The organism is Streptomyces sp. DH12 (assembly GCF_020873895.1).
GTDB lineage: Bacteria > Actinomycetota > Actinomycetes > Streptomycetales > Streptomycetaceae > Streptomyces.
The window spans coordinates 1-566 of sequence record NZ_JAHWGT010000549.1; the positions used below are offsets into that span (position 1 = coordinate 1).

A 566-nucleotide genomic window follows, 5' to 3' on the forward strand; every position below is an offset into this window, starting at 1 on the left:
GGTGGTTGATCTTGGCCGAGGTGAACAGCATCGCCGCGCCGTTGGGGCAGGCCGCGACGCAGGCGCCGCAGCCGATGCACTCGGCGTGCTCGAAGGCGAGGTCGGCGTCCGGCTTCGGCACCGGGGTGGCGTGCGCCTCGGGGGCGGAGCCGGTGGGCGCGGTGATGTAGCCGCCGGCCTGGATGATGCGGTCGAAGGCGGAGCGGTCGACCACCAGGTCCTTGATCACCGGGAAGGCGGCGGCCCGCCACGGCTCGATGTCGATGGTGTCGCCGTCCTTGAAGGACCGCATGTGCAGCTGGCAGGTGGTGGTGCGCTCGGGCCCGTGGGCGTCGCCGTTGATGACCAGCGAGCAGGCGCCGCAGATGCCCTCGCGGCAGTCGTGGTCGAAGGCGACCGGGTCCTCGCCCTTGAGGATGAGCTCCTCGTTGAGGGTGTCGAGCATCTCCAGGAAGGACATGTCCGGGGAGACGTCGTCCACCTCGTACGTGGACATGGCGCCGTCGGCGTCGGCGTTCTTCTGGCGCCAGACGCGCAGGGTGAGCTTCATGCGTAGCTCCGCTGGG

General features: G+C 70.1%; 1 protein-coding gene. It reads right to left on the reverse strand.

Going from position 1 to position 566, the window contains the following annotated elements; genetic code table 11:
- Nucleotides 1–550, reverse strand: a 550-nt coding sequence (locus LPA54_RS35710; protein ID WP_228984721.1) for a succinate dehydrogenase/fumarate reductase iron-sulfur subunit, incomplete at its 3' end; no start/stop codon positions are given.
- Nucleotides 551–566: the final 16 nt, after the last annotated feature.